This window comes from Pelomonas sp. Root1444, assembly GCF_001426885.1.
Taxonomy (GTDB): domain Bacteria; phylum Pseudomonadota; class Gammaproteobacteria; order Burkholderiales; family Burkholderiaceae_C; genus Pelomonas.
This window is the reverse complement of sequence record NZ_LMFP01000001.1, coordinates 72,679-90,580: the sequence shown is the minus strand read 5'-3', so window position 1 is coordinate 90,580 and position 17,902 is coordinate 72,679. Positions and strand designations below refer to the sequence as shown.

Here is a 17,902-nt window from a genome sequence, read left to right as displayed (position 1 = left end):
ATCAAGCCGGCCGCTTGGGTGCGCGCGGCGCTCGGCCCGCCACGATCAGGGCGAGCGCGCGATGCTGCCCTGGGGCGCGAAGCTGTGCGCGCTGGCCAGCGGCCAGTAGATCCGGAAGGTGTTGTGCGGCATCTCGCCGCGCAGCAGCGCGCCGGGCTCGACAAAGGGCAGCAGGTTGGCCAGCAGCCGCACCTCGTGCTTGTCCAGCCGGTGCACGATGTGCTGGGCCGTGATCTCCTGCGGGTGGCACAGCCCGGCGGCCTCGACCAGTTCCTTCAGCGCCTTCAGCGTGCCCTGGTGGAAGTTGGCGACGCGATGGGCCTTGTCGGGCACGTTGATGGCGCGCTGGCGCAGCGCATCCTGTGTCGTCACCCCGGTGGGGCAATGGCCTGTGTGGCAGGCCTGCGCCTGGATGCAGCCGAGCGCGAACATGAAGCCGCGCGCGGAGTTGCACCAGTCCGCGCCCAGCGCCATCAGCCGCACGATGTCGAAGGCGCTGGTGATCTTGCCGGCGCAGCCGAGCTTGATCGTGTCGCGCAGGCCCAAGCCGACCAGCGTGTTGTGCACCAGCAGCAACCCCTCCTGCACCGGCGCGCCGACATGGTTGGTGAACTCCAGCGGCGCCGCGCCCGTGCCACCCTCGGCGCCGTCGACGACGATGAAGTCCGGCGTGATGCCGGTCTCCAGCATCGCCTTGGCCACCGCAAACCACTCCCAGGGGTGGCCGATGCAGAGCTTGAAGCCGGTGGGCTTGCCGCCCGAGAGGTCGCGCAGCTGCTGGATGAACTGCATCATTTCGACGGGCGTCGAGAAGGCGCTGTGGCGGGCCGGCGAGATGCAGTCCACACCCTCCGGCACGCCGCGCGCGGCGGCGATCTCAGCCGTGACCTTGGGGCCGGGCAGCACGCCGCCGTGGCCGGGCTTGGCGCCCTGGCTGAGCTTGAGCTCGATCATCTTGACCTGCGGGTCGGCCGCGTTGGCCTGGAAGCGCTCGACGCTGAAGCTGCCGTCGTCGTTGCGGCAGCCGAAATAACCCGAGCCGATCTCCCAGATGAGGTCGCCGCCGTTGGCGCGGTGGTGCACGCTGATCGAGCCCTCGCCGGTGTCGTGCGCGAAACCGCCCAGCTTGGCGCCCTTGTTCAGCGCCAGGATGGCGTTGGCCGACAGCGCGCCGAAGCTCATCGCCGAGATGTTGAAGACGCTGGCCGAATAGGGCTGCGCCCGGCCCGCGCCGATGGTGATGCGGAAGTCGTGGCTGGTCAGGTGGGTGGGCATCAGCGAGTGGTTGATCCACTCGTAGCCACGCGCGCCGGTGTCGAGCTGCGTGCCGAAGGGCCGCTGGTCGGGGGCGCCCTTGGCGCGCTGGTAGACGATGGAACGCTGCGCGCGCGAGAACGGCGCGGCGTCGTTGTCGCCTTCGACGAAGTACTGGCGGATCTCCGGCCGGATGAACTCCAGCAGGAAGCGCAGGTGCCCGATGACGGGGTAGTTGCGCAGGATGGAGTGGTGCTGCTGGCGCGAGTCGCGCAGGCCCAGCAGGGCCAGCGCCAGGAAGACCACCATCAGCACCGCGTCGCCGAGGCCCGCCGTCCAGCGGATGGCGAAGAACAGCGCGAGCAGCCCGCACAGCAGCCAGGTCAGGTATCGCAGCGGGAAGTGCTCGTTGATGCGACGGGTCCAGCGCGGCCAAGCAAGCATGAGCGTCCTCTCCTCCGTGACCGGCGCATGCTAAGCCCGCTGGCCCGCACAATCGACGCGCGTCAACCCTCAAGGTTCTGTCGATGAAGTCTTTGTTCTCAAAACTCGGCTGGCTGTTCTCCAAGGCCTGGTGGCTGCTCGACGGCACGCGCCGCGCGCTGATGAATCTCTTCGTGCTGCTGCTGATCGTCATCGTCGTCACCGCGGTGATGACCCGCGGCCCGAAGCCATTGGCCGACAAGACCACGCTGGTGCTCAAGCTCGACGGCAACCTCGTCGAGCAGTTCTCCGGCAGCCCGCGCGAGCAGCTGATGGCCCAGGCCCAGGGCCGGGGCGTGCCCAGGCAGACGCGGCTGCGCGACGTGCTGGCCGCGCTGGAGCAGGCCGCCCGCGACGACCAGATCAGCGCCGTGCTGCTGGATGTCGACGAGCTGGGCGGCGCGGGCCTGGCCGGCCTGCACGAGGTGGCCGCCGCGCTGCAGCGCTTCAAGAAGAGCGGCAAGCCGGTGCTGGCCTATGCCGACAGCTACAGCCAGCGCGGTTACTTCATCGCCGCGCAGGCCGACGAGGTCTACCTGCACCCGATGGGCATGGCCATGCTGGAGGGCTTCGGCCGCTGGCGCACCTATTACAAGGACGCGCTGGACCGCATCGGCGTGACGGCCCACGTCATCAAGGCCGGTACCTACAAGAGCTTTGGCGAGACCTACACCGCCAACGGCCCGAGCCCCGCGACGCTGGAGTCGGAGGGCCTGGTCTATGGCGAGCTGTGGACGGGCTTCACGGCCGCCATCGAGGCCGCACGCAAGCTGGAGGCCGGCAGCATCGCCAAGGACATCGAGGCGCTGCCGCAGCGCCTCGCCGCCGTGAAGGGCGACCCGGCCCAGCTGGCGCTGCAGGCCAAGCTCGTCGACGGCCTGAAGACGCGCGACCAGATGCGCGAGCTGCTGATTGGCAAGGGCGCCAAGGACGAGCAGAGCAAGAGCTTCCGCCAGGTGGGCCTGGGCGACTACCTGGCCTACGTGAAGGATGCCGGTGCGCCGACGAAGCTGCAGCCGGGCATCGGCATCGTCGTGGCCGAAGGCGAGATCGTCGACGGCGAGGCCGGCCCGGGCCGCATCGGCGGCGACTCGACGGCGCGGCTGATCCGCAAGGCGCGCGAGGACGAGGCCATCAAGGCCGTCGTGCTGCGCGTGAACTCGCCCGGCGGCAGCGCCTTCGCCTCCGAGATCCTGCGCCGCGAGCTGGAGCTGACGCGCCAGGCCGGCAAGCCGGTCGTCGTCTCCATGGGCGACGTGGCGGCCTCGGGCGGCTACTGGATCTCGATGAGCAGCGACGCCGTCATCGCCGATGCCGGCACCGTGACCGGCAGCATCGGCGTGTTCGGCATGCTGCCGACGGCCGAAGGGCTGATGGACAAGCTGTCGCTGCACACCGGCGGCGTGCGCACCACCTGGCTGGCCGGCGGCTACGACGCGCGCCGCCCGCTGGACCCGCGGCTGCAAGCCACCGTGCAGGCCAGCATCGACCATGTCTATGCCCGCTTCACGGGACTGGCCGCGCAGGCGCGCAAGAGCACGCCGGACAAGATCGACGCCGTCGCCCAGGGCCGCATCTGGACCGGCGCGCAGGCCAAGGAGCGCGGCCTGGTCGACCGCATCGGCAGCTTCGACGACGCCGTGCAGGCGGCAGTGCAACTGGCCAAGCTGGAGGTCAAGGCCGGCGAGAAGCCGCGCCTGGCCTACGTGGAGCGCGACCTGAGCCGCCGCGAAAGGCTGCTGGCGTCGTTGACCGACGTGATGGCGCCGTCACTCGTGCAGGCGCTGGGCCTGGATGCGCTGCCGGCACCTGCCGTCGAGGAACTGGCGACGCTGCGGGAGCTGGCGAAGCAGTCGGCGCAGGGTCGCTGGGAACGCGCCGCCGCCGTGCACTGCCTGTGCGGCGCGCCGTAGTTCAGTACACCGGATCGGGCAGCTTTTCCTTGGCGACGACGCGCTGCGTCGCCTCGCGCTCGAAGACCCGCTTCAGATACGCGCCCAGCGCCGGCCGCGTCTTGGCCGGGTTGGCCTGCATGCGCGTCCAGCGGCACAGCATGAAGGCCAGCGGGTCGACGGCCGTGTACTGCTCGCCCAGGAACCATGGGCCGCCGTGGCGGACGAGCTCGGCGTCCATCTGGTCCAGCATCGGCGCGACCTGCGCCTCGGCGCGCGCCTTCACCTCGTCGGCGTTTGTCGCCATCCGGTCCGGGTAGAAGTAGTGGATCAGCATGGCCTGCAGCGTGTTCGTCAGCCAGACCATCCACTTGTAGTACTGCGCCCGCTCGGGCGTGCCGGGCGCCGGCGCAAAGCCGGGGTGGCAGTCGGCCAGGTGCATCAGGATGGCGGCCGTCTCGTACAGCACCAGGTCGCCGTCGACCAGCGTCGGGATCAACCCGTTGGGATTGAGCTTCAGGTAGGCCGGCGACTTGTGCTCGTTGTTGGCGCGGTCCACCTGGCGCAGCGTGTAGGGAATGCCCATTTCCTCAAGCAGGATGTGGGGCGCGAAGCTGGCGTTGCTGGGGTAGTAGTGCAGTTCGATCATGGGCGTGCGGCGGCGACAACGGAGCAACGAACTTTACGTGGGCGCAATGCCGCCGCAGTGCACGCGGCGCAGTCTGGCGCCGTTGGGAATGCCTCCCGGCTTCTGGTCGAAGACATGAAGACTTTGTTTCATACCACCGCTGCGGCCCTGCTCGCGCTGTGCGCCACCCTGCCCGCCCATGCCGACGTGCGCGTCCGCGCCAACATCGGCATGGTGTTCGACAACCGCTACCACCACGACCACTACTACCCGGCGCCGGGCTACGTGGCGCCGCGCGTGCCCCATGGGGCCATCGTCGTCGGCGCCGGCCCGGGCCGCTACTGGTTCCACGGCGGCGTCTGGTACCGGCCGTATGGCGGCAGCTACCGCGTCGTGCAGCCGTCCGTCGGCATCGTCATCCCGCTGCTGCCGCCGTCCTATGTGACGCTGACGCTGGGTGGGCTGCCGTACTACTACGCCAACGGCGTGTACTACCGGCCGGTGCCGGAAGGCTATGTCGTCACCGCGCCGCCGCCCGAGGCCGCGACGGCCCAGGTCATGCCGGCCCCGCCGCCCCCGCCGCCGAAGGCCGACCCGGTCATCTACCCGCGCAACGGCCAGTCGCCCGAGCAGCTGGAAACCGACCGTCGCGACTGCAACCGCTGGGCGACGACGCAGCCGAATGCGCAGGCGGACAGCAGTGTGTTCAACCGCGCCGTGGACGCCTGCATGGACGGGCGCGGGTACACGATGAAGTGAGGATCAGACCGCGCAGCCGGGCTCGGCACGAGCGCCGGCCGCGCGGTACCGCACCGCCGTCATCTCCGCCAGGATGCTCAGCGCGATCTCCGGCGGCGTGCGCGCGCCGATGTCCAGGCCCACGGGGCCGTGCAGGCGGTCGAGCTGCTCGTCGGTCAGCCCGAAATGCTCGGCCAGCCGCGCCCGCCGCTTGGCCTGGTTGACGCGCGAGCCGATGGCGCCGACGTAGAAGGCTGCGCCGCGCAAAGCCTCCATCAGCGCGAGGTCGTCGAGCTTGGGGTCGTGCGTCAGCGCGACGATGGCCGTCGCGCCGTCGGGCTTGAAGGCCATCACGACGTCGTCCGGCATGTCGCGCGTCAGCGTGACGCCTTGGAGCGCGAAGCCGTCGGCGTACTCGGAGCGCGGGTCGCACACGGTCACGCCGTAGCCCAGCGCCAGCGCCATCTGCGCGAGGTAGTCGGTCATCTGCCCGGCGCCGATGACGAGCAGCCGCCACTGCGGGCCGTGGTGGCTGATGAGCTGCATGTCGGACAGCCGCAGCATGTCGGCGCCAGGTTCGGCATCGGCCAGCGTGACGGCGCCGGTGGCCAGGTCCAGCGTGCGGCGCACCCGCTCGCCGCGCGTCAGCCGGGCCAGCAATTCATCGATGCCCGACTGCGGCCCCAGCGGCTCCAGCATCAGCTCCAGCGTGCCGCCGCAGGGCAGGCCGAAGCGGCGGGCCTCCTCGGCGCCAACGCCGTAGCGCAGCGGTGTCGGCTTGTCGATCGCCAGGCTGCCGGCGCGCAGTTGGGCGACGAGGTCGTCCTCGATGCAGCCGCCCGACACCGAGCCCGCAATCAGCCCGTCATCGCGCACCGCCACCAGCGACCCCACCGGCCGCGGCGCGGAGCCCCAGGTGCGCGTGATCGTGCCGAGCACGACGCCGCGCGACTCGGCGCGCCAGCCGGCCGCCGTGCGCAGCACGCTCAGGTCGAGGTTGTCCATGGACCGTGTGTTCCCAGCTTGAATTTCCGCGAGGGTAGCCGTCAATCACAAGGCCCGCCTGCAGGGGGGCAATGCCTGACGACGACGCCCCGCTCAGAAGCTGGACCCCGGCTGCTTCAGGAACTCCAGCTCTTCGGCCGTGGAGGCGCGGCCGAGGATGGCGTTGCGGTGCGGGTAGCGGCCGAAGCGGTCGACGATGGCCTTGTGCCTCAGCTCGAAGTCGTGCGTGCCCTGCGGCGCCCTGTCCTTCATGAGCGGCTCGCCCACGGCGTGGATGGCGGCGGATTCGCTGTGCATGTAGGGCATGTAGAGGAAGGGCCGCTGCTCGAACTGCAGCTGCAGGTCGGCGCCGGCGGCGACCGCCTCCTGCGCCAGCGCCAGCGCCAGCGGGTCGGCCGCAAAGGCCAGCGGCGTGCCCCGGTGGATGTTGCGGGCGAACTGGTCCAGCACGATGACCTCGGCGAGCCGCCCCTCGGGCGTGGCGCGCCAGGCGAACAGCTCGCAGCGCTTGGCCTGCTCGTGCAGCGCGCCGAAGCGGGTGCGAACCAGCGCGTCGAACGCCGGGTCGACCTTCCACCACTGGGCGGGCTGGATCTCCTGGAACCAGAAGGCGAGGACGGAGCCCGGCATGGCGCTCAGCCTTTGCGCCCGAAGGCCAGCAGCAGGCCGCCCACCGCAATCGCGCCTACGCCCAGCCACACCGGCAGGTTCACCGTCTCCTTCTCCTTGGCCGACACCTCCAGCGGGCCCAGTTTCACGACGGTGCTGTCCTTGGTGTAGCTGAAGCTGCCCATGGCCAGGGCGGCGGCGCCGGCGACAAGGAGCAGCACGCCGACGATCTTGGTGAAGTTCATGTCAAGCCTTCCAAATGGAGTTGAAGGCGCAGCTTAGGGCCTCACCAGGCGTAACTCGCCCCCAGCAACCCGTAGTTCACGCCACCCTGCGGGCCGCGGCTGCGGCCGATGCCCGGTGTCAGCGTCCAGCCCGCGCCGGCATGGATCGCCGCCTTCACCTGCGCGCTGCGCAACGTGCCGCCGTCGTGCAGGCGGTCCTGCATGACCTCGCCGTTGAGCGCCACCTGCTCGCTGACGCGGTAGGTCGCGCCCAGCTGGTGGCTGCGGTCCAGCGCGGCCTCGTCGCGGTTGATGGCCGTGACGCGGTTCTGCTGCAGCAGCGGCACGCCGGCCAGCAAGCCGCCGTTGCTGCTGGTTGTCTGCGTGGTCGTGGTGTAGCGGTTGTGCATCGTCGCGCCGTAGACGCTCAAGCGCGGCGTCACCGCGACCGCGCCGTGCACGCCCACGCCGTGGCCGCGAAGGCGCTGCTCGACCGGCGTGGCCACGCCCGCGCCGCTGGCCGCCAGCGTGCCGCGTGCCTTGGCATGGCGCTTCACCGCGTCGACACCGACGTTGACGCCGCCCACCGGCCGCCAGTCCGCCGCGGCGGCCCAGTCGGTCTGGCGCAGCGCATCGCCGTCGCGGCGCTGGCTGGCGTTCAGGCTCGCCTGCCAGGCCTTGCCCGCCACGCCCGCGCCGACCGAAACCTGCCCGGGCTTGTAGCGGTTGCCACTGGCCGCGTCGCGGCTGCGCGACTGGCCCACGCCGGCCTGCACCCATGCGTGCTGGCCCACCGGCAGGCTGAGCGCGGCGGCGGCGCTCTGGTTGCGTTGGCCGTCGCGCTGCACGGCCACGTTGACGGCGCGCTTGTCGGCATTGGGTGCGGCGTCTTCGGCGTGGGCGAGGCCGGCCATCAGCAAGGCGGCAACGGCGAGAGTGGGTTTGTTCATGAGCGGGCTCCGTGTCGGTGCTGAGGGTCGAAGCGACCCTGTCAACCCGACAACGCCGGCTGCACCGCGTTTCTTCCCGGGCAGATGTAAGCAGACGCAGGCGGCCGCTTTCGGCGTTGGCTGGAAGCCGTCCTACAGGCCAGCGGCGCGGCGTCCGCTGCATCCCGTCCCAGTGGCTGCATAGATTCCGGTTTCGGCGGTGCGCATCCGGCGCTACCGCTTCCGTTGAAAGGACCAGCCATGAAGATCTCGAAACTTGCTTCCCTCGTCGTCATCGGCGCCCTGGCGGCCCCGCTGGCCAGCCATGCAGCGGACAACAAGCCCGAGGGCACGACCAAGACCTGGGTCAAGGACTCGGTGGTGACGACCAAGATCAAGACCCAGCTGGCTGCCAGCAAGGTCTCGTCGCTGGCCACCGTGCACGTCGACACCGACGCGAACGGCTGGGTGCAGCTGACTGGCAAGGTCGCCAGCCAGGCCGAGAAGGACCGCGCCGAGAGCATCGCCAAGGCGGTGGAAGGCGTGAAGTCGGTCGACAACCAGCTGACCATCAGCCCGAAGTAATCGCACCGAAGTCATTGCGCCCCCCGGCCATGCGCTCGCGCTGCCCGCCAGGCCCCGCCGCCTCGCGGGCAGCGCCTTCTGAAGTGGGCCGTCCAACGGCGTCGCCGCCAGAATCGCCGCATGAACCTCACCGGCCAGCAGACCCTGCCCGTGTCTCAGGCCGACGCCTGGGCGGCACTCAACGACACCGCGATCCTGCAGGCCGCCGTGCCCGGCTGCGAGGCCATCACGCCCACGGGCCGGCATGCCTTCGACGTGCGGATGGCCGTGTCCATCGGGCCGGTGAAGGCGCGGTTCAAGGCCAAGCTGCGGCTGGCCGACCTGGATCCGCCGAAGGGCTACCGCCTGCGCTTCGAAGGCTCGGGGGGCGCAGCCGGCCACGGCAAGGGTCAGGCACTGGTGGCGCTGCGGCCCCTGTCCGCGCACCGCACGCAGCTCAGCTACGACGTGACGGCCAGCATGGGCGGCAAGTTCGCACAGATCGGCGCTGGCCTCGTCGACCTCGTGGCGCAGAAGCTGGCCGAGGACTTCTTCGCGCGCTTGCAGGCGGCACTGGCCGAGCTGCATCCGCGCCCTGCGGCAGCACCCGCGCCGGCACCCGCTGCGTTGTCGCCGGACCGGCTGCAGCGGCTGCGCGGCTGGCTGCGCCGGCTGTTCGCCTGAACCGGCTTTGCAACATCGGCGCGGCGCTTGGTGACAGCCTGCAACGCGGGCGGGTTCACGCGCAAAACCGGTCGGTACAATTTCACGTGTCCGAAGCAACGGGCCTGCTCATGCGCAGGCCCGTTCTTTTTGTGCCATGAAAAAACTGCCCCTACGTCCACTTCGCCCGCTCGGGGCGGCAGGGCGGCGCTGACATGTCCACGCCGTCCCGTCGCCTGCCGCACATCGACGCCCTCAAGGCCGTCGCAGCCCAGGTCATCGTGCTGCACCACCTCGTCAGCTACGGCCCGATCTCCCGCGCCGCCCACGAGGCACTCCCGCAACTGGCCGGCCTGATGCACGAGTACGGCCGCATGGCGGTGCAGGTCTTCCTCGTCGTCGCCGGCTACCTCAGCGCGCGCGGCCTGTCGCCGCGCGGCGGCGCACTGCAGGCCGCCGTGCCGCAGCTGCTGTGGCGGCGCTACCTGCGCCTGGTGCTGCCCTTTCTCGCCGCGCTGGCGCTGACGCTGGGCGCCTGCGGCCTCGTCGCCTCGTCCTGGCCCGAACTGGTGCCGGCCGACATCAGCGCCGGCCAGCTGTTCGCGCATGCGCTGCTGCTGCACGACGTGCTGGGCTACGAGGCGCTGACCGTGGGCGCCTGGTATGTCGCCATCGACCTGCAGCTGTTCGCGCTGCTCGTGGGCCTGCTGTGGCTGGCGCGGCGCGGCTGGCGGCATCCCGGCCGCCTCGTCGTCGGCCCGCTGCTGGTGGCCGGCGTCGCGCTGGCCTCGGCCTTCGTCTTCAACCTCGACCCGGCGCTGGACGCCTGGGCGCCGTACTTCTTCGCCGCCTATGGCCTGGGCGCGCTGGTGCACTGGCTGACGCTGTGGCGCCATGGCCGTGCCGGGCTGGTGCTGCTGGCCGCGGCCATCTGCATGGCCTTGATGTTCGCGTGGCGCGACCGCCTGGCGCTGGCCCTGGCCACCGCGCTGTGGCTGGCCTGGGCCGAGGCGCGCCGGGCGCAGGGCCGCTCGGCGCTGCCGGCGTCCTGGAATCCCACGCTGGCCGCGTGGGCCACGCCGTCCTATGCGCTGTTCCTGCTGCACTTCCCGGTGCTGCTGCTGACGAATGCGCTGCTGGCCAACGCGGCGGATGCGACGCCCGAGATGGGCCTGCTGCTGCTCGTCGTGACCTGGGCGCTGGCGAACTGGCTGGCCCTGCCCTTCCACCGCTGGGTGGAGGCCCCGGCTTCGCGCTTCGACCCGCTGGCCTGGCTGCCGCGGCCGCGCACCGCCTGACCCCGACGTTCCTTCAGGGCTCGCGCCGCGGGCCGTGGACAGGCTTCAGATGCCCACGCGCTGCCGGCGCGGCCGTGGCGGACTGGGCGGCTTCAGAAAGTCCGGACAGGATGCCGCACTGGTCCGCGGGCCGTGCGGCGCCGCAGCGCTGGCGCAGTTCCTTGAGCTGGCGCTCCAGCGAGCGCAGCTCCTTGATGCGCCGGGCCACATGCCCGATGTGCTCGTCGAGCAGCGCGTTCACGTCGCCGCAGTCCTCGGCCGGCCGGTCCTTGAACCGCAGCAGCACGCGCACCTCGTCGAGCGACATGTCCAAGCTGCGGCAGAAGCGGATGAACTGCAGCCGCTCCAGGTGCTGCCCTTCGTAGAGCCGGAAGTTGCCCGCCGAGCGCGCCGGCGGCGGCAGCAGGCCCTCGCGCTCGTAGAAGCGGATGGTGTCGATCGCCGTCTCGGTGGCGCTGGCCAGCTCGCCGATCTTCATGGCCGGGCCTTGCCGAAGTCGGCGTTGAGCAGGCGCAGGCCGTTGGCCACGACCAGCAGGCTGGCGCCCATGTCGGCGAAGACCGCCATCCACATCGTCGCGGCCCCGAACACCGCGAGCACGAAGAACACCGCCTTCACGGCCAGCGCGAACGCGATGTTCTGCCACAGCACGGCGTGGGTGCGGCGGGACAGCCGGATCACCATCGGGATGCGCCGCAGGTCGTCGTTCATGATGACCACGTCGGCCGCCTCCATCGCCGTGTCCGTGCCGGCGCCGCCCATCGCGAAGCCGATGTCGGCGCGGGCCAGCGCGGGCGCGTCGTTGATGCCGTCGCCGGTCATGCCGGTGGGGCCGAAGCGCTGCTGCAGCGCCTGCACCGCCTCGAGCTTGTCCTCGGGCAGCAGTTGGGCGCGCACCTCGCCGATGCCCGCCTGCGCGGCGATGCTCTGCGCCGTGGCGGCGTTGTCGCCGGTCAGCATGACGGGCGTGACGCCCAGCGCCACCAGCTCCGCGACGGCCTCCCGCGACGAGGGCTTGAGGGTGTCGGCGACGGCGAACAGCGCGATGGCGCCTTGCGCGTCCGCCAGCAATGTGACGGTGCGGCCCTGCGCCTCGTGGCGGTCCAGCGCGGCCTGCAGCGCGGCACTGCCCTGGCCACGTTCCTCGATGAGGCGCTGGTTGCCCAGCACAAAGGTCTCGCCGCCCACCACGCCCTGCACGCCGCGTCCGGCCAGCGCCGTGAACTGATCGACCTCGGCGGGCGCGGCGTCCAGCCCCGCGGCGATGGCCCGGGAAACCGGATGGTCGGAGCGGCCGGCGAGGCTGGCGGCCAGGCGTTGGGCCGCGGCGGACTCGCCGCGCAGCACCTGCTGGTCGACAAGGCGTGGCTTGCCTTCGGTGATGGTGCCGGTCTTGTCGAGGGCCAGCGCCTTCAGCCTGCGGGCGTCTTCCAGGTAGGTGCCGCCCTTGATCAGGATGCCGCGCCGGGCGGCCGCGGCCAGCGCGCTGACGACGCTGACGGGCGTGGCGATCACCAGCGCGCAGGGGCAGGCGATGACGAGCAGCACCAGCGCCTTGTAGAGGCCTTGCAGCCAGGTCGCGTCCGACAGCAAGGGCAGCAGCACGGCCACCGCCACGGCCAGCACGAAGACCGCCGGCGTGTAGACGGCCGCGAAGCGGTCGACGAAGCGCTGCGTCGGCGCGCGCGAGCCTTGCGCCTGCTCGACCGCATGGATGATGCGCGCCAGCGTCGTGTTCGCGGCCACGGCGGTGACGCGGAACTCCAGCTCGCCGGTCGCGTTGATGGTGCCGGCGAACACCGTGTCGCCCATCGCCTTCTCGACCGGGATGCTCTCGCCGGTCACCGGTGCCTGGTCGACCGCGCTGCTGCCGCGCGTGACGGTGCCGTCCAGCGGCACGCGCTCGCCAGGGCGGATGCGCACGACGGCGCCGGCCGCGACGGCCGCGGCGGGCTGCGGCGCCCAGCTGCCGTCGGGCTGCTGCACGATGGCCTCTTCCGGCGCCAGCGCCATCAGGCCCTTGATCGCGTTGCGCGCCCGGTCGACCGAGCGCGCCTCGATCAGCTCGGCAATCGCATAAAGCGCCATCACCATGGCCGCTTCCGGCCACTGGCCGATGAGGAAGGCGCCGGTCACGGCCACCGTCATCAGCGCATTGATGTTGAGCCGCGCATGGCGCAGCGCCGCCAGGCCCTTGGTGTAGGTTTCGACGCCGGCCAGGCCAATGGCGGCGACGGCCAGCACCATGCCCAGCGCCTGGCTGCCGCGCCCACCGGGCAGCAGGAACTCGACCGCCTCGGCGGCGATCGCGAGCAGCAGCGCCAGGCCCAGGCGGCCCGCACCGGCGCCAATGCCGTGCTCGTGCTCGTGCAGATGCGGCGCCGCCGCGGTCGTGGCCTCCACGGGCTCGGGCTTGAAGCCGGCCTTGCGGATCGCGTCGAGCGCCTGCGGCAGCACCGCGTCCGGCGCCGCGATGGTCAGCCGCCGTGCGCCGAGCTGGAAACCCAGCGACGCGATGCCGCCGATGGGCTCCAGCGCGCGGCGGATCTCGGCCTCCTCGGCGGCGCAGTCCATCGTGGCGATGCGGTAGGTGTGGCCGCCGGCCGGCGGCGTGGCGGCGGCCGGCGCCTCGGCGCCGGCGCAGCTGCCGCAAACGCTGCCGGAGCAGGCAGCCTCGCGCGGCGGGGTGTCGTGGAGATGAGCCATGCAGGCATTGGAAACCCTGTAGCCGCTCCAGTGTCAAGCGCACCGCGTCAACACCGGGGCCGGGCGGCCGGACCCCGTGCTAATGTGGCGCGCCTCCCGAGAAGCGCCCCATGACCAGCCCACCCAACGCCGTGACGCCGAGCCGCGAGCAACTGCTGCACAACCTCTACGAAGCCGCCGAGCTGGAGCACAACCTGATGTGCACCTACCTCTATGCGGCCTTCAGCCTGAAGCAGGGCGAGGCCGAGGGCCTGCGCGCCGACGAGGCGGCGGCGGTGGAGCGCTGGCGGCGCGAGATCACGGCGGTGGCCGTCGAGGAGATGGGCCACCTCGTGGCGGTGTGGAACATCACCGCGGCGCTGGGCGGCGCGCCGCGCTTCGGCCGCGGCAACTTCCCGCTCGACCCGGGCCACCTGCCCGCCCGCGTCGTCGTCAAGCTGGCGCCATTCAGCGACGCGACGCTGCAGCACTTCATCTACCTGGAGCGTCCGGAGGGCAGCGCCGAGACGGACGGCGAGGGCTTCGCCACCGAGCGGCTGTTCACCCGCGGCTCGGCCGCGCCGCGCGTCACGCCGATGGCGCGCGACTACGACACCGTGGGCCATTTCTACACCACGCTGAGCGCCGACCTGCAGGCCTTCGTCGCCGCGCATGGCGAGGCCGCCAGCTTCTGCGGCGAACGCGGCCTGCAGATGGGGCCGAGCGAACTCAACCTCGGCGGCGCCCGCCCGGTGCTGTGCTCCAAGACGGCGCTGGCCGCCTTCGACGCCATCGTGCGGCAAGGCGAAGGCGCGCCGAGCGACAGCGAGAGCTCGCACTACCAGCGCTTTGCCGCCATCCGCACGGAGCTGGCCCGGCTGCGCGCCGCCAACGCCGGCTTCCAGCCCGCCTGGCCGGCAGCCACCAACCCCGTGCTGCGCCGCCCGCCGAAGCCGGAAGGCCGCGTCTGGCTGGAGAACCCGGCCGCCGCGGCGACGGTGGACGTCGCCAACGCCAGCTACGGCCTGATGCTGCGCCTGCTGGCGCAAAGCTACCTGCTGCCCAGCCCGTCGACCGAGAAGGGCTTGCATGTCGACCTGGCGCTGGGCCTGATGCGCGCCTTCACGCCGCTGGCCGAGCATGCCGCCCGGCTGCCCGCCGGCCCCAGCAACCCGGACTGCCATGCCGGCGTGAGTTTCACGACGCTGCGCGACGCCGCCGCCATGCCGCCGGGCCCGGCCGCGCGCCGCTTCGTCATCGAGCGCCTGGGCGAGCTGGCCGACGCCGCGGCCGCGCTGCACGCGGGCGAGCAGGCCGAGCGCACCGGCCGCGCGGCCCGCCAGCTGCAGACGCTGCGCGAGCGCGCCGGGCGCGGGCTGGACCTGGACGCTCCCGTGAGCGCACCCGCCGTGGCCGCGGCGCCGCCGCCCGCGCCACCGCTACCAGCCGCCGCGGTCAGCGACGGCATCGAGGTCGTGCAGGGCGACAAGCTTGAGTTGCGCTTCGAGGCGCAGCGCTGCATCCATGCGCGCTTTTGCGTGACGGGCGCGCCCAAGGTCTTCCTGGCCAATGTGCAGGGGCCGTGGCTGCACCCGGACGCGATGCCGGTCGAGCGCCTCGTCGACATCGCGCACGCCTGCCCGTCCGGCGCCATCCAGTACCGCCGCAAGGACGGCGCGGCCGACGAGGCGCCGCCGCCGGTCAACCTGCTGTCGGTGCGCGAGCACGGCCCCTACGCCATCCGCGGCGCGCTGGTGCTGCGCGGCCAGGCGCTGGGCACGCGGGCGACGCTATGCCGCTGTGGCGCGAGCAGGAACAAGCCGTTCTGCGACGGCAGCCACCATGACGCCCACTTCGACGCTACCGGCGAGCCCGAGACCGGCATGCTGGGCCTGCCGACCGACATGCCGCCCACGCGCGACGGCCGCATCGACATCGAGCCCGAACCCAACGGCCCGCTGCAGCTGCGCGGCGCCATCGAGGTGCTGAGCGGCACCGGCCGCATGGTCTGCCGCGTCTCGCAGGCGCGGCTGTGCCGCTGCGGCGGCAGCGCCACCAAACCCTTCTGTGACGGCACCCACACCCGCAATGGCTTCAGCGCCGACTGACCCCGGCGACACCGGCGCGGCGCTGCGCCGCATGGCGGCGCGCACGCTGGTCTGGATCGTCGTCATCGTGGGCGGCGTGGCTGCGGCCATCGGCGCCACCGAGACCGCGCTGGGCCTGCGCGCGCTGTGGGCCAGCCAGCGGCTGAACATCGGCATCGCGCTGCTCGCCGTCGGCGCCCTGGCCGCGCTGCTGTGCCGTACCGGCCGCCCGCGGCTGGCGACGACGCTGGTGCTCGGCGGCACGCTGGCGGCCCTGGTCGTGCATGCGGCCTACATCGGCCTGGGCGTGCACACGCTGATTCTGGCGGCCGGTGCGCTGCTGATCGCGCTGGCCGGCGGCGTGGCCGGCAACGCGGCGGCCGCGCTGCTCGCGGTGCTGTATCTCGCGGCCATCGCCGGCCTGGGGGCGATGGAAGCGCAGGGCCTGCTGCCGGGCATGAAGGCGCCCGTGCTGCCCCAGCTGCAGGACCGCGTCGTGGCGCATGTGCTGATCGCCGTCGGCGGCCTGGCGTCGGCGCTGCTGCTCAACCGCATCCTCGGCGCCGCGCTGGCCCGTGCCATCAGCGAGGAGGTGCGGCTGGCGCGCCTCGTGCAGGCCTCGCACAACTGGGCCTGGGAGGCCGACGCCAACTTCCACGTCACGTCGCTGTCCGACGAGTTCGAGGCGCTGTCCGGCCACAAGCGCGACGATTACCTGCGCATGGGCCAGGAAGGCGGCGCGATGCTGGTGCGCGATGCCGACTACCAGGCCCTGCTGGAGGACATTCGCGAGAAGCGCGCCTACCGCGACCGCATCAACGGCTTTCGCGCGCCCGACGGCCGGCTGCTGTGGACGCTGAGCTCCGGCGAGCCGGTCTTCGACGCCGCCGGCCGCCACACCGGCTGGCGCGGCGTCAGCCACAACATCACCGGCGAGCGCCTGGCGCTGCAGCAGCACCAGCGCACCGCCAGCATGCTGGACAAGCTGCTGCGCGCCAGCCCCGATGCGATCTGCGTCGCGCGCATCGACGATGGCCGCATCCGCTTCGTCAACTCGGGCTTCTGCACGCTGGTCGGCCGCGATCGCGACGACCTGATCGGCCGCTCGGGCCGCGAGCTGGGCCTGTGGCCCGACAGCAGCGAGCCCCGGCGCCTCGCCGCCGAGCTGGCCGTCACCGGCATCGCACGCGACTTCCGCTCCGCCATCCTCGTGCGCGGCGAATGGCGCGACCTGCTCGTCTCGGCCGCGTCGCTGGACTGGGACGGCGAGCCCGCGACCATGCTGATCGGGCGCGACATCACCGAGCGCGAGCGCGCCCGCATCGAGGCCGACGCCATCCTGGAGCACGCCAGCGTCGGCATCGCGCTGACGCGCGGCGAGCACTTCGAGCGTGTCAACCACCACTGGCAGCAGATCTTCGGCGGCACCGATCCCCGGCTGGCCGACGGCAGCGCCGGCCTGCCGCCGGCACAGGAGATCGCGAGCGCCGCCCAGGCCTTCGAGCGCGAGTTCATCCGCCCCGACGGCCGGCGCATCACCGTGCGCTTCAATGCCCGCGGGCTGCCGGCGCTGAGCGGCCGCAGCGAGCGCGACGCCGACCGGGCGACGCTGTGGGTGGCCGAGGACGTCACCGAGCACCGCCGCCAGCAGGGCGAGCTGCAGGCGGCCAAGCAGCAGGCCGAGAGCGCCAGCCACGCCAAGAGCGCCTTCCTGGCGACGATGAGCCATGAGATCCGCACGCCGCTGAACGGCGTGCTGGGGCTGGCGCGGCTGCTGCAGCAGGCCGGGCCGGACGATGCGCAGCGCGAGAAGTACCTCGCCCATCTCGTCGGCGCCGCCGAGTCGCTCAACGAGATCGTCTCCAACGTGCTGGACCTGTCCAAGATCGAGGCAGGTCATCTGGAGCTGGAGCACATCGAGTTCGACCTGCATGCGCTGGCGCAGGCGAGCTTCGAGGGCTGCGCCGCGCTGGGCCGCGAGCGCGGCCTGGACATGCAGGTCGACATCGCGCCGGACGTGCCCCGCCTCGTCCTCGGCGACCCGTTGCGGGTGCGGCAGATCCTCGCCAACTTCCTGGTCAACGCGCTGAAGTTCACCGAGCGCGGCCACATCCGCCTGAGCCTCGCGCCGGCCGGCGCGGGGCGCGTGCGGCTGGCCGTGCAGGACAGCGGCATCGGCGTGCCGAAGGCGCTGCAGGCGCGGCTGTTCAACCCCTTCGCGCAGGCCGACGACTCGACGACGCGCCGCTTCGGCGGCACGGGCCTGGGCCTGTCCATCTGCCGCGAGCTGGCCGCGCGCATGGACGGCACCGTCGGCGTGGACAGCGACGGCGCGACCGGCTCCACCTTCTGGGCCGAGCTGGCGCTGCCCAAGGCGCTGACCATCGACGACACGGCCACGCGGCGGCGCATCCCGATCCCGCCGCGCCACCCGCTGGCCGGCCAGCGCCTGCTGGTCGCCGAGGACAACCCGGTCAACCGCCTCATCATCGCGGCGCTGCTGCAACGCCTGGGTGCGGAGGTGATCGAGGCCGAGGATGGCGAGGAGGCCGTCGCGATCGCCCGCGCCGAAGGCCACCGCCTGGACGGCGTGCTGATGGACCTGCACATGCCCAAGGTCGACGGCCTGGAAGCCACCGCGCTGCTGCGCGCCGACCCGGCGACGGCCAAGCTGCCCATCCACGCCTTCACCGCCGCAGTGCTCGACCAGGAGCGCCAGGCGGCGCTTGCCGCCGGCATGAACGGCTTCATCGCCAAGCCGGTGGCCGAGGCCGAGGTCATCCGCGTCCTCGGACGGGTGTGAAGCCCCTCGCCCAAACTCACCCCGCTGAACGCGGGTGCGC

15 protein-coding genes are annotated in these 17,902 nt (G+C 72.0%); 7 read left to right on the top strand and 8 right to left on the bottom strand.

All coding sequences use genetic code 11. The features are described from left to right. Window positions 1–45: 45 nt before the first annotated feature. On the bottom strand, window positions 46–1,698 hold the full coding sequence (locus ASD35_RS00300; RefSeq protein WP_056872910.1) for an FMN-binding glutamate synthase family protein: 1,653 nt from the start codon (window positions 1,696–1,698) through the stop codon (window positions 46–48). Between the two features lie 83 nt (window positions 1,699–1,781). Between ASD35_RS00300 and sppA the strand changes: the two genes are divergently transcribed. Then, on the top strand, window positions 1,782–3,650 hold the full coding sequence (gene sppA / locus ASD35_RS00295) for a signal peptide peptidase SppA (protein WP_056872909.1): 1,869 nt from the start codon (window positions 1,782–1,784) through the stop codon (window positions 3,648–3,650). 1 nt (window position 3,651) lies between these two features. Here sppA and ASD35_RS00290 read toward each other — a convergent pair whose 3' ends face one another. Continuing rightward, on the bottom strand, window positions 3,652–4,278 hold the full coding sequence (locus ASD35_RS00290; protein WP_056872908.1) for a glutathione S-transferase family protein: 627 nt from the start codon (window positions 4,276–4,278) through the stop codon (window positions 3,652–3,654). A gap of 114 nt (window positions 4,279–4,392) precedes the next feature. Between ASD35_RS00290 and ASD35_RS00285 the strand changes: the two genes are divergently transcribed. Beyond that, window positions 4,393–5,016 (top strand): DUF6515 family protein, encoded by a 624-nt coding sequence (locus ASD35_RS00285; RefSeq protein ID WP_056872907.1) that lies wholly within the window; start codon window positions 4,393–4,395, stop codon window positions 5,014–5,016. Between the two features lie 3 nt (window positions 5,017–5,019). Here the strand turns inward: ASD35_RS00285 and ASD35_RS00280 are convergent, their stop codons facing one another. From ASD35_RS00280 to ASD35_RS00265, 4 genes are all read right to left on the bottom strand, one after another. Then, complete coding sequence (locus ASD35_RS00280; RefSeq protein ID WP_056872906.1) at window positions 5,020–6,000, bottom strand: XdhC family protein; 981 nt, start codon at window positions 5,998–6,000, stop codon at window positions 5,020–5,022. A gap of 93 nt (window positions 6,001–6,093) precedes the next feature. Continuing rightward, window positions 6,094–6,630, bottom strand: a complete 537-nt coding sequence (locus tag ASD35_RS00275; RefSeq protein WP_200955996.1) for a DUF924 family protein — start codon at window positions 6,628–6,630, stop codon at window positions 6,094–6,096. Between the two features lie 5 nt (window positions 6,631–6,635). Continuing rightward, complete coding sequence (locus ASD35_RS00270) at window positions 6,636–6,854, bottom strand: hypothetical protein (RefSeq protein WP_056872905.1); 219 nt, start codon at window positions 6,852–6,854, stop codon at window positions 6,636–6,638. 41 nt (window positions 6,855–6,895) lie between these two features. Further along, window positions 6,896–7,783, bottom strand: coding sequence for a hypothetical protein (locus tag ASD35_RS00265; RefSeq protein ID WP_056872904.1), 888 nt, complete (start codon window positions 7,781–7,783; stop codon window positions 6,896–6,898). A 240-nt stretch (window positions 7,784–8,023) separates the two neighbouring features. Here ASD35_RS00265 and ASD35_RS00260 point away from each other — a divergent pair, with 240 nt between their 5' ends. From ASD35_RS00260 to ASD35_RS00250, 3 genes are all read left to right on the top strand, one after another. After that, on the top strand, window positions 8,024–8,347 hold the full coding sequence (locus tag ASD35_RS00260) for a BON domain-containing protein (protein ID WP_056872903.1): 324 nt from the start codon (window positions 8,024–8,026) through the stop codon (window positions 8,345–8,347). Between the two features lie 120 nt (window positions 8,348–8,467). Continuing rightward, window positions 8,468–9,010, top strand: coding sequence for a CoxG family protein (locus ASD35_RS00255; RefSeq protein ID WP_056872902.1), 543 nt, complete (start codon window positions 8,468–8,470; stop codon window positions 9,008–9,010). 194 nt (window positions 9,011–9,204) lie between these two features. Further along, window positions 9,205–10,287, top strand: a complete 1,083-nt coding sequence (locus ASD35_RS00250) for an acyltransferase (protein ID WP_056872901.1) — start codon at window positions 9,205–9,207, stop codon at window positions 10,285–10,287. 13 nt (window positions 10,288–10,300) lie between these two features. Here ASD35_RS00250 and cadR read toward each other — a convergent pair whose 3' ends face one another. Further along, window positions 10,301–10,765, bottom strand: a complete 465-nt coding sequence (cadR, locus tag ASD35_RS00245; RefSeq protein ID WP_056872900.1) for a Cd(II)/Pb(II)-responsive transcriptional regulator — start codon at window positions 10,763–10,765, stop codon at window positions 10,301–10,303. Next, window positions 10,762–12,993, bottom strand: a complete 2,232-nt coding sequence (locus ASD35_RS00240; RefSeq protein ID WP_056872899.1) for a cation-translocating P-type ATPase — start codon at window positions 12,991–12,993, stop codon at window positions 10,762–10,764. Before ASD35_RS00240 ends, cadR begins: the two co-directional genes overlap by 4 nt. Window positions 12,994–13,103: 110 nt before the next feature. On the opposite strand from ASD35_RS00240, the gene ASD35_RS26280 reads away from it, so the two are divergent. Together ASD35_RS26280 and ASD35_RS00230 are read left to right on the top strand one after the other, a co-directional pair. Continuing rightward, window positions 13,104–15,080 (top strand): ferritin-like domain-containing protein, encoded by a 1,977-nt coding sequence (locus ASD35_RS26280; RefSeq protein ID WP_082579783.1) that lies wholly within the window; start codon window positions 13,104–13,106, stop codon window positions 15,078–15,080. After that, window positions 15,061–17,862, top strand: coding sequence for an ATP-binding protein (locus ASD35_RS00230; RefSeq protein ID WP_056872898.1), 2,802 nt, complete (start codon window positions 15,061–15,063; stop codon window positions 17,860–17,862). The genes ASD35_RS26280 and ASD35_RS00230 overlap by 20 nt, the downstream gene beginning before the upstream one ends. Window positions 17,863–17,902 lie beyond the last annotated feature (40 nt).

Excerpts from the sequence above, each read along its gene's own strand:
- ASD35_RS00300 (WP_056872910.1), bottom strand. The coding sequence starts at position 1,698 with ATGCTTGCTTGGCCGCGCTGGACCCGTCGCATCAACGAGCACTTCCCG.
- sppA (WP_056872909.1), top strand. The coding sequence starts at position 1,782 with ATGAAGTCTTTGTTCTCAAAACTCGGCTGGCTGTTCTCCAAGGCCTGG.
- ASD35_RS00290 (WP_056872908.1), bottom strand. The coding sequence starts at position 4,278 with ATGATCGAACTGCACTACTACCCCAGCAACGCCAGCTTCGCGCCCCAC.
- ASD35_RS00285 (WP_056872907.1), top strand. The coding sequence starts at position 4,393 with ATGAAGACTTTGTTTCATACCACCGCTGCGGCCCTGCTCGCGCTGTGC.
- ASD35_RS00280 (WP_056872906.1), bottom strand. The coding sequence starts at position 6,000 with ATGGACAACCTCGACCTGAGCGTGCTGCGCACGGCGGCCGGCTGGCGC.
- ASD35_RS00275 (WP_200955996.1), bottom strand. The coding sequence starts at position 6,630 with ATGCCGGGCTCCGTCCTCGCCTTCTGGTTCCAGGAGATCCAGCCCGCC.
- ASD35_RS00270 (WP_056872905.1), bottom strand. The coding sequence starts at position 6,854 with ATGAACTTCACCAAGATCGTCGGCGTGCTGCTCCTTGTCGCCGGCGCC.
- ASD35_RS00265 (WP_056872904.1), bottom strand. The coding sequence starts at position 7,783 with ATGAACAAACCCACTCTCGCCGTTGCCGCCTTGCTGATGGCCGGCCTC.
- ASD35_RS00260 (WP_056872903.1), top strand. The coding sequence starts at position 8,024 with ATGAAGATCTCGAAACTTGCTTCCCTCGTCGTCATCGGCGCCCTGGCG.
- ASD35_RS00255 (WP_056872902.1), top strand. The coding sequence starts at position 8,468 with ATGAACCTCACCGGCCAGCAGACCCTGCCCGTGTCTCAGGCCGACGCC.
- ASD35_RS00250 (WP_056872901.1), top strand. The coding sequence starts at position 9,205 with ATGTCCACGCCGTCCCGTCGCCTGCCGCACATCGACGCCCTCAAGGCC.
- cadR (WP_056872900.1), bottom strand. The coding sequence starts at position 10,765 with ATGAAGATCGGCGAGCTGGCCAGCGCCACCGAGACGGCGATCGACACC.
- ASD35_RS00240 (WP_056872899.1), bottom strand. The coding sequence starts at position 12,993 with ATGGCTCATCTCCACGACACCCCGCCGCGCGAGGCTGCCTGCTCCGGC.
- ASD35_RS26280 (WP_082579783.1), top strand. The coding sequence starts at position 13,104 with ATGACCAGCCCACCCAACGCCGTGACGCCGAGCCGCGAGCAACTGCTG.
- ASD35_RS00230 (WP_056872898.1), top strand. The coding sequence starts at position 15,061 with ATGGCTTCAGCGCCGACTGACCCCGGCGACACCGGCGCGGCGCTGCGC.